Source organism: Citrobacter sp. wls829 (assembly GCF_005280825.1).
Taxonomy (GTDB): Bacteria; Pseudomonadota; Gammaproteobacteria; order Enterobacterales; family Enterobacteriaceae; genus Citrobacter; species Citrobacter gillenii.
The window spans coordinates 33,662-42,039 of the sequence record NZ_SZWP01000103.1; the positions used below are offsets into that span (position 1 = coordinate 33,662).

The following is an 8,378-nucleotide window of genomic DNA, read 5'->3' on the forward strand; positions in this document are numbered from 1 at the left end:
GCGACATTAAAATAAACAAGATGTTGCAGTGCATATATTTTCTCCATTCTTTGTATATTTCGAGTTTTTTACTCGTTAATTGTTGTTACAACTTTGCCCGCCTATTTAGCATTCAACTGAAGAATATGATTTTTTTGTCACCATTTTGAAACAGCGATTCGTATATAACCCCGGCAGAACGCCGTCAGCAGTGAATGTTTCCACGCGGCGTACAATCTAATTTCCAAAAACGAGAGCAAAATCGGAAGACGGATGTTTTTTACATTTCAAAGTTGAGATAAAACCCGTTAACATAGGACCGATTAACTATCGGTAGCGTTATCCCTATTCTGGAGATATTCCTTTGATCAACGTTTTTCTTGTTGATGACCATGAACTGGTGCGCGCAGGGATACGACGCATTCTTGAAGATATAAAAGGCATTAAAGTTGTCGGCGAAGCGTGCTGCGGCGAAGATGCTGTGAAATGGTGTCGCTCAAATTCCGCCGACGTCGTGCTGATGGACATGAATATGCCCGGTATTGGTGGGCTTGAAGCAACACGTAAAATTGCGCGTTCTACGGCTGACATAAAAGTGATCATGTTGACCGTTCATACTGAAAACCCATTGCCCGCAAAAGTCATGCAGGCCGGGGCCGCAGGTTATCTGAGCAAGGGCGCTGCACCTCAGGAAGTGGTTAGCGCCATTCGCTCCGTCTATTCCGGACAGCGCTATATTGCTTCTGATATCGCTCAACAGATGGCGCTCAGCCAAATTGAGCCGGAGAAAACGGAAACACCGTTTGCCAGTTTGTCTGAACGCGAGTTGCAGATTATGCTGATGATCACCAAAGGCCAGAAGGTCAATGAGATCTCGGAGCAGCTGAATCTCAGTCCGAAAACGGTGAACAGCTATCGCTATCGAATGTTCAGTAAATTAAACATTCACGGCGACGTAGAGCTGACTCACCTGGCAATTCGCCATGGCCTGTGTAATGCGGAGACGTTAACAAGCCAGTGACCGAACAGTTTGATGCCAAAGCGTTCCTGAAAACCGTCACCAGCCAGCCCGGCGTTTATCGTATGTACGATGCCGCCGGGACGGTTATCTATGTCGGTAAAGCTAAGGATCTGAAAAAGCGGCTTTCCAGCTACTTCCGCAGCAACCTCGCGTCGCGTAAAACTGAAGCGCTGGTGGCGCTTATTCAGCAGATTGATGTGACGGTGACGCATACTGAAACCGAAGCGTTGTTGCTTGAGCATAACTACATCAAGCTGTACCAGCCGCGCTACAACGTGCTGTTACGCGATGATAAGTCTTACCCCTTTATCTTCCTTAGCGGTGATACCCACCCGCGCCTGGCGATGCATCGTGGGGCGAAGCATGCCAAAGGCGAATACTTCGGTCCATTCCCTAACGGCTATGCCGTGCGTGAAACGTTGGCACTGCTGCAGAAAATTTTCCCAATTCGTCAGTGCGAAAACAGTGTCTACCGCAACCGCTCGCGCCCTTGTCTGCAATATCAGATTGGCCGCTGTCTCGGTCCCTGCGTCGCCGGTCTGGTGAGCGAAGACGAGTATGCGCAGCAGGTTGACTACGTCCGCTTGTTCTTGTCCGGCAAAGATGATCAGGTGTTAACGCAATTGATCGCCCGGATGGAAAAGGCCAGTCAGAATCTGGAATTTGAAGAGGCCGCGCGTATTCGCGACCAAATTCAGGCCGTCCGTCGTGTCACCGAAAAACAGTTTGTTTCCAACACCGGGGATGACCTTGACGTTATCGGCGTGGCGTTTGATGCCGGGATGGCCTGCGTGCATGTTTTGTTTATCCGTCAGGGAAAAGTGCTGGGTAGCCGCAGCTATTTTCCTAAAGTACCGGGGGGAACGGAACTGGGCGAAGTGGTCGAGACCTTTGTCGGACAGTTTTATTTACAGGGCAGTCAGATGCGCACCTTGCCTGGCGAGATCCTGCTCGATTTTAATCTGAGCGATAAAACGCTGCTGGCCGACTCGTTGTCTGAGCTCGCCGGGCGGCGGATTAACGTCCAGACGAAGCCGCGTGGCGATCGTGCGCGCTACCTAAAGCTGGCGCGTACCAATGCTGCAACGGCGCTGACCACCAAACTGTCTCAGCAGTCCACCATTACACAACGTTTGACGGCGCTGGCATCGGTACTGAAGCTACCGGCGGTTAAACGTATGGAGTGCTTCGACATCAGCCATACCATGGGCGAGCAGACGGTAGCCTCCTGCGTGGTTTTCGATGCTAATGGACCGCTACGAGCTGAATACCGCCGCTATAATATTACCGGCATTACCCCCGGCGATGATTACGCGGCGATGAATCAGGTGCTGCGCCGCCGTTATGGCAAGGCGATTGAAGCAAGTAAGATCCCGGACGTTATTTTGATCGACGGTGGCAAAGGTCAACTGGGGCAGGCGAAAGCGGTATTTGCTGAATTGGATGTGCCCTGGGATAAAAGCCATCCGCTCCTGCTTGGCGTGGCAAAAGGGGCGGATCGTAAAGCTGGCCTGGAAACGTTGTTCTTTGAACCGGAAGGTGAGGGGTTCAGCTTGCCGCCAGATTCGCCTGCGCTGCACGTGATTCAACATATTCGCGATGAATCACACGATCACGCTATCAGCGGACACCGTAAAAAACGGGCGAAGGTGAAAAGCACCAGTACCCTGGAAACCATTGAGGGCGTTGGACCAAAACGTCGACAGATGCTGCTAAAGTACATGGGCGGTTTGCAAGGGCTTCGTAACGCAAGTGTCGAAGAAATTGCAAAAGTGCCGGGTATTTCGCAAGGTCTGGCAGAAAAGATCTTCTACTCGTTGAAACATTAGGCCCTCTGTAGCAACATAGGGGTAATTTCACTGACAACAGATAGTTATCCGTCATATGCAATTTAATATCCCTACATTGCTCACGCTGTTTCGCGTCATTCTGATCCCATTCTTTGTATTGGCGTTTTATCTGCCATTTACCTGGGCTCCCTTTGTTAGTGCGCTGATCTTCTGTATCGCGGCGGTTACCGACTGGTTTGACGGATTTCTGGCACGCCGCTGGAACCAAAGTACGCGTTTTGGTGCCTTCCTCGATCCGGTCGCCGATAAAGTGCTGGTGGCTATCGCCATGGTGCTGGTGGCGGAGCACTACCACAGCTGGTGGGTAACATTACCTGCTGCGACGATGATCGCCCGTGAAATTATCATTTCAGCACTGCGCGAATGGATGGCCGAGCTGGGGAAACGCAACAGCGTAGCCGTGTCATGGATCGGTAAAGTCAAAACCGCCTCACAAATGGCGGCTCTGGCGTGGTTACTGTGGCGGCCAAATATCTGGGTTGAATACGCCGGGATCGCGCTTTTCTTCGTTGCTGCGATACTGACATTGTGGTCAATGTTCCAGTATTTGAGAGCTGCACGTGGAGATTTGCTTGATCAGTGATCGTTTCGACGCAAATTTCAGCAAACGATCGAAAGTGGTGAAAAATATCGTTGACTCAGTGCGTCAGGTAAGTAGAATGCAACGCATCGAACGGCAGCACAGATTGCCAGACGATAGTAAAATCAAGTGATTAACAAAGTTACTTGGTGATGCGGGAATAGCTCAGTTGGTAGAGCACGACCTTGCCAAGGTCGGGGTCGCGAGTTCGAGTCTCGTTTCCCGCTCCAAATTTAAAACATCGGCAATATGCGGGTGTTGGCTGAAAAGCCTGAAGATTTCGGCGCGTTAGCAAAGCGGTTATGTAGCGGATTGCAAATCCGTCTAGTCCGGTTCGACTCCGGAACGCGCCTCCAATTTCTTCCCGAGCCCGGATGGTGAAATCGGTAGACACAAGGGATTTAAAATCCCTCGGCTGTAAGGCTGTGTGGGTTCAAGTCCCACTCCGGGCACCATGGGAAAGAAAAGAATAATCAAAGCAATAAGCAGTGTCGTGAAACCACCTACGGGTGGTTTTTTTGTGCCTGAAATTCACGCCCTGTGCATATCCTGTGCTCACGGGGTGCAATGAGCTGCAATCTCCAGCCTGGCAATGCCGAATCGAACGTGTCGCCTCCAGCATAGAGAACCAGGCCGCTTTGCTTGTTTTCCGGTACTCTTCCGGGAAGGGGGGCCAGCTGAGAAAGCTGTAATGCTCTAGCCATCCTGAGTACAAAGTTGCTTAATTCGTGCAATCACCTCATCTCTGTACTTCTGGTGTCCGCGCATAGCCCTTGGATGGGCAATTCTGAAACAGATTGTATTACCTGTTTTGAACTCCCATAGCTTACCCGGAATGACTGAAGAAGTCTCATAGCCGCCTAGCTCAGTAAGCACCTGTTTTATGAAGTAGTCAGTTCTCCGGGCTCCGGATGCAAATATGATGAAATCAGGCTCAAGGTGTTTAATTTGTACCGCCAGCAGTTTCAGTGAGGCTAATATGACTTCCTGCACTTCATTTTGAGGGCGATTGAGAGGGGTCAGCCCATCGTAATCCCACGCCAGTAGATTGGCATACACGATAGCCTGAGGAGGAATATTAAGCTCCCGGGCCAGCCGGAAATGATACTGCGTGAAGCGGCTACGTGATTTGAGGTTTGCGGTACCATCATTTTGTACCGGAAGATGTTTCCTGTAACGATCTACAGCCTCTTCAACCACCTGCCCGATGGTGACGTGAGGTATAAGTCCCAGCATCCGTGATATCGTATTCTTACCATTCAGCGTATTCCAGCCAGCAGTTTCACGTCCAACCAGCATGATTTTTACCGGTGAGTGCCAGTATTCTTCAAAGGGCACGGGTAAAAAGACGCCTGAGTATTTATCCTCATTCAGGTTAAATGACTGGGCGTCAACTTCCTGCAATATCCGTTTGTACGCGTCTAATAGCCTTTCCATTCTTCAATCCTGCCCCGTAATAAAAACACCTTCAGATATATATTATTTTCATGATATCAATCAGATATATGAGGATAAATATGCAAAAATCCTTCCGATTCACCAATTCATCCATCAAAGCCCTTCCGGCAAACACAGATACCCGATCTACAGAGCTTGAGGTATCTGATACCGAGGTCATTGGCCTCAAATGCCTCTCAGGTCGAACGGGTAACAAACGTTTCCTCCTGCGCTACACATTCCACGGTACCAAAAAAAGTATCAGTATTGGCAGATTCCCTGAAATTGATGTGGGGACAGCCCGTCAGATAGCTCGTCGTCACAAGGAGGCGATTGCACTGGGAAATGACCCTAAGGCAGAACGCGATAATTATCGTGCTATGCCAACGCTTAGTGAGTTTTTTCACCAGACCTATGTTCCGTTCATCAAGCGCCATAAAAAGTCCTGGGATAAGGATGTTCAGCGTTTCACGCAATACATTGAACCTCGTCTGGGGAAGATACGTTACTGTGACCTTCGGGCCCGGGAAATCCAGCAGGTGCTTTTCGACATGCTTGAGGGTCGTATTCACGGCCAGCAGTATGCATCGTCAACCTGTAACAGGGCACTGGCTATTCTGAAAACTATGGGGCGTTATGCGCTACGACAGGATGTCTTAGAGAAGAATGAAGCCGATAAGATCCCTTTGCTGAAGGAGAATAATCAGCGGACGCGCTTTTTTGACGCTGATGAGATCAGAAGGATCCTTGATGCTGCGTCTCGATACCCCAATAAAGCTGCCGGGGGACTGATAGCGATGCTGTTGTTAACCGGTACCCGCAAATCAGAAATGCTTAACGTCATGCACAAACATGTTGATCGGGATAACAGGTCCTTGTTTATTCCTTATACAAAGAATGGTCGCAGCCGGACTGTATATCTTAGCGAAGCCGCATTATCAATTATTGATTCGATCCCACGGGCTGGCAGTAATCCCTATCTGTTCGCCATAAAGGACAATGGAAAACCGATATCTGAACCCCGGTGGGCCTATGAAAAAATACTGGCAGAGTGCGGGATAGATAAAAGTGAAGTCTGTTTCCACACCACGCGCCATTCTGTCGCATCATTACTTGTCTCCAGCGGTCAGTACAGTCTGTATGACGTTAAAGCCCAGCTGGCGCATGCCAGTATTCAGAGTACGGAGCGCTACGCAAAACTGACACCAGAGCGAATGCGTCAGACCGGGCAGGGTGTTACCGACCTTCTTTTACCCCCCGTAGCTACCAGTAAAGAACAGTGATTTTTGCATCTCTTAAACGTGGAGAGTGATTATGCCGTTAACGTGTCCTAAGTGCGGTAGTCGGAATACAGTCACAGAAACTGCCGGAAATATAGCAAAGGTGACTCGCGATGACCGGTTTCTGACATCGACATCCGGTTATATTAGCCTGGAGCAATTACCAGAATTGCTTAAAGAAATCATCAGGGCGATACAGCGTCTATTTGGATTCCTTGAACAGCGTGAAAGAAATAATGCGCCAGTGCTTATCTGCAAGGATTGTGGATATTATGAAAGAATATAGATGACCACTGAAGGCAATTCCAGATTCTTTACCCTGTCTATGTAACCCCGATACTTAAAACGTATCGGGTTTTTTGTTTATGAGGATTATTCAATGAAATTTATCTCGAACTGGCAAGACCTGCCGTCGCTCCTTCTTCCCGATTCAGTTATGACTGTCTTGAGAAAAGAACTGATACTTCCATTTGATGATGAACTTTCCGCAATGAATTTTTGGGGCGAGGTGGGTGTAACATTAATGTACATTGAACCCGGTGATGTTCCCGAAGATATTAAACGACACGTACTGGATGTAATTCATCATTTAATTGCAAACCCTGAGTTCGTGGTCCATCTGACAGATGAATATTACTTGATGCTATCAATTACAGAAGATAATGGAAATGGTATTTATCTGCTATTTCATCCGGAATGCCCTTTGAAGGGGATTGACACATTAATGTCTATGGCGGAATCCCGTCTGTAAATTAGATTAAAACCAGGAGATGAAAATGAGAAAGTCAAAGTCGGGAAAAAATAATAATGAACACGAGGGGCTGGAGTTAAATAATGATTTAAGTGATATTGAAAAAGGTATCACTGAAGATGGCCAAATATTACCTGAAGAGAGTTATAAGCTGCTAATTGAATCAGGTCAGGCGGAAAAAATCAGCCCTAAAGCCAGTGGCATGCTGACATGGCAACTGGCAATGTCTGAAAAAGATAATGATCTCTATCTGCGCCTCCTGGCAAATGGCAGCGGCGGATTGTTTTCTAAAGACTGGATCCCTCTTTCTAAGATTGAAAGTGTGCTCGAAGTACAACCGACAACGGGCTTCAAATCTGGTGTATTCAGAACCCTTTTTAAAGGGGCAAGTGCCAATAATGCCGGTTTCCTGGCCGCTGTTTTACGCTCCCCGGATATATGTCTGCTTGAGGCGCACCCTGAGAAGTTGTTTACGCATGTTTTATATGCTGACTGGCGGGCGCGTCTTAAAACACTCAGTAAGGTTGGCGATTGAGAAAGGATTGCGAAGAATTAATTCTTTACCAGAACTGTTATACAACCAGAAACCACTACACATCTCTACTCACCTTTTTCAGGAAAATCTATTATGCAAACACAGTATGCCCTAAAACAGGCAGGATTAACGCTGCCTGTCACTAAATTATTTCAGCAGCACATCGTTACGCTTCTGGCAGAACAATCTCAGCAAACATCGGTCAGGGCAGTAGTCATTAATTTTCGTGACCCGGACTACAGTGCAGAATCCGGCGGATTTCATCCGGTTGAAATGCGGTTCATCCGCCAGGATAACGAATGGTATTTCGATTATGTCACAGACTTTAGTTACATGGGACGAGTCTATCCGGAGCTGGAAAAGGAAATGGACTTTTGTTGGTCAGGTCAATACGTCTTCCATTATCTGGCTGGGGATATTTCACTGGCGGCAGAGAGGAATGAACTCTGGTCCTTATGGGAGGGTAATTTTATGGATTACCTGTCTATGGGGATTTACCGGGTAACGGTAACTGTGGAAAGTTGTTGACCTGTTATGAACAGGAAGAAAACGGGCATCTTTGTAATCCTCTTCATGCGCAGTACATCGCAGCATGATGATGATACTGGTTGTACCGGACCGTTCGCATAAACATGTGCAGACACAGGGGATCTCAGATCCCTCGTGGTTTTACCAACATTCCCCCTAAATGACCAATCAGGGGGATGTCTGTTAATCATTACCCCAACGGACGTTTTACACCCTTAAAATTATGTCGATATTACAGTTGGTTAGACGCAATTGTGAGTGAGGGTTCTTAATTTCAAATCCATAAAGGTACGGACTATGCACCGAACACGAGGCGAGAAAATAGCCGAGAGACTGGGATGGATCTTACTTCAGCTTTATACGGGCAATACCCTGTCAGTCGATGACATGGTAATCCCCCCGAAAAACCGGTGTGTT

8 protein-coding genes and 3 tRNA genes are annotated in these 8,378 nt (G+C 48.0%); 10 read left to right on the forward strand and 1 reads right to left on the reverse strand.

The window, feature by feature from the left end; translation table 11 throughout:
* Window positions 1-343: 343 nt before the first annotated feature.
* From uvrY to FDW88_RS20025, 6 genes are all read left to right on the forward strand, one after another.
* Entirely contained in the window at window positions 344-1,000 is a 657-nt protein-coding gene (gene uvrY, locus FDW88_RS20000) for a UvrY/SirA/GacA family response regulator transcription factor (RefSeq protein WP_096757490.1), read from the forward strand.
* Complete coding sequence (uvrC, locus tag FDW88_RS20005; RefSeq protein ID WP_096757489.1) at window positions 997-2,829, forward strand: excinuclease ABC subunit UvrC; 1,833 nt, start codon at window positions 997-999, stop codon at window positions 2,827-2,829. Before uvrY ends, uvrC begins: the two co-directional genes overlap by 4 nt.
* Before the next feature lie 55 nt (window positions 2,830-2,884).
* A complete protein-coding gene (gene pgsA, locus FDW88_RS20010) occupies window positions 2,885-3,433 on the forward strand; it encodes a CDP-diacylglycerol--glycerol-3-phosphate 3-phosphatidyltransferase (RefSeq protein ID WP_096757488.1) in 549 nt (182 codons plus the stop codon).
* Window positions 3,434-3,584: 151 nt separating this feature from the next.
* Window positions 3,585-3,660 (forward strand) — tRNA-Gly (locus FDW88_RS20015).
* Between the two features lie 52 nt (window positions 3,661-3,712).
* Window positions 3,713-3,786: transfer RNA gene (locus FDW88_RS20020), tRNA-Cys, on the forward strand.
* Between the two features lie 12 nt (window positions 3,787-3,798).
* Window positions 3,799-3,885, forward strand: a tRNA-Leu gene (locus FDW88_RS20025).
* Between the two features lie 241 nt (window positions 3,886-4,126).
* On the opposite strand, the gene FDW88_RS20035 is transcribed toward FDW88_RS20025, so the two are convergent.
* The gene (locus FDW88_RS20035) at window positions 4,127-4,867 is read right to left on the reverse strand and encodes a hypothetical protein (protein WP_137363224.1); all 741 of its coding nucleotides are present in this window, start codon (window positions 4,865-4,867) and stop codon (window positions 4,127-4,129) included.
* 80 nt (window positions 4,868-4,947) lie between these two features.
* Here FDW88_RS20035 and FDW88_RS20040 point away from each other — a divergent pair, with 80 nt between their 5' ends.
* The 4 genes from FDW88_RS20040 to FDW88_RS20060 all read left to right on the forward strand — a co-directional run bounded on the left by FDW88_RS20040 (window position 4,948) and on the right by FDW88_RS20060 (window position 7,961).
* Complete coding sequence (locus FDW88_RS20040; protein WP_137363225.1) at window positions 4,948-6,150, forward strand: site-specific integrase; 1,203 nt, start codon at window positions 4,948-4,950, stop codon at window positions 6,148-6,150.
* A 376-nt stretch (window positions 6,151-6,526) separates the two neighbouring features.
* Window positions 6,527-6,898 (forward strand): hypothetical protein, encoded by a 372-nt coding sequence (locus FDW88_RS20050; protein ID WP_227524228.1) that lies wholly within the window; start codon window positions 6,527-6,529, stop codon window positions 6,896-6,898.
* Window positions 6,899-6,923: 25 nt separating this feature from the next.
* Window positions 6,924-7,433 carry a hypothetical protein gene (locus tag FDW88_RS20055; protein WP_137363227.1) on the forward strand — a complete coding sequence of 170 codons (510 nt, stop codon included), beginning with the start codon at window positions 6,924-6,926 and terminating at the stop codon, window positions 7,431-7,433.
* A gap of 93 nt (window positions 7,434-7,526) precedes the next feature.
* A complete protein-coding gene (locus FDW88_RS20060) occupies window positions 7,527-7,961 on the forward strand; it encodes a DUF2787 family protein (protein WP_063135756.1) in 435 nt (144 codons plus the stop codon).
* Window positions 7,962-8,378 lie beyond the last annotated feature (417 nt).

What these genes read in the sequence shown, in the direction of transcription:
- pgsA (WP_096757488.1), top strand. Translation starts at nt 2,885, where the DNA reads ATGCAATTTAATATCCCTACATTGCTCACGCTGTTTCGCGTCATTCTG.
- FDW88_RS20035 (WP_137363224.1), bottom strand. Translation starts at nt 4,867, where the DNA reads ATGGAAAGGCTATTAGACGCGTACAAACGGATATTGCAGGAAGTTGAC.
- FDW88_RS20040 (WP_137363225.1), top strand. Translation starts at nt 4,948, where the DNA reads ATGCAAAAATCCTTCCGATTCACCAATTCATCCATCAAAGCCCTTCCG.
- FDW88_RS20050 (WP_227524228.1), top strand. Translation starts at nt 6,527, where the DNA reads ATGAAATTTATCTCGAACTGGCAAGACCTGCCGTCGCTCCTTCTTCCC.
- FDW88_RS20055 (WP_137363227.1), top strand. Translation starts at nt 6,924, where the DNA reads ATGAGAAAGTCAAAGTCGGGAAAAAATAATAATGAACACGAGGGGCTG.
- FDW88_RS20060 (WP_063135756.1), top strand. Translation starts at nt 7,527, where the DNA reads ATGCAAACACAGTATGCCCTAAAACAGGCAGGATTAACGCTGCCTGTC.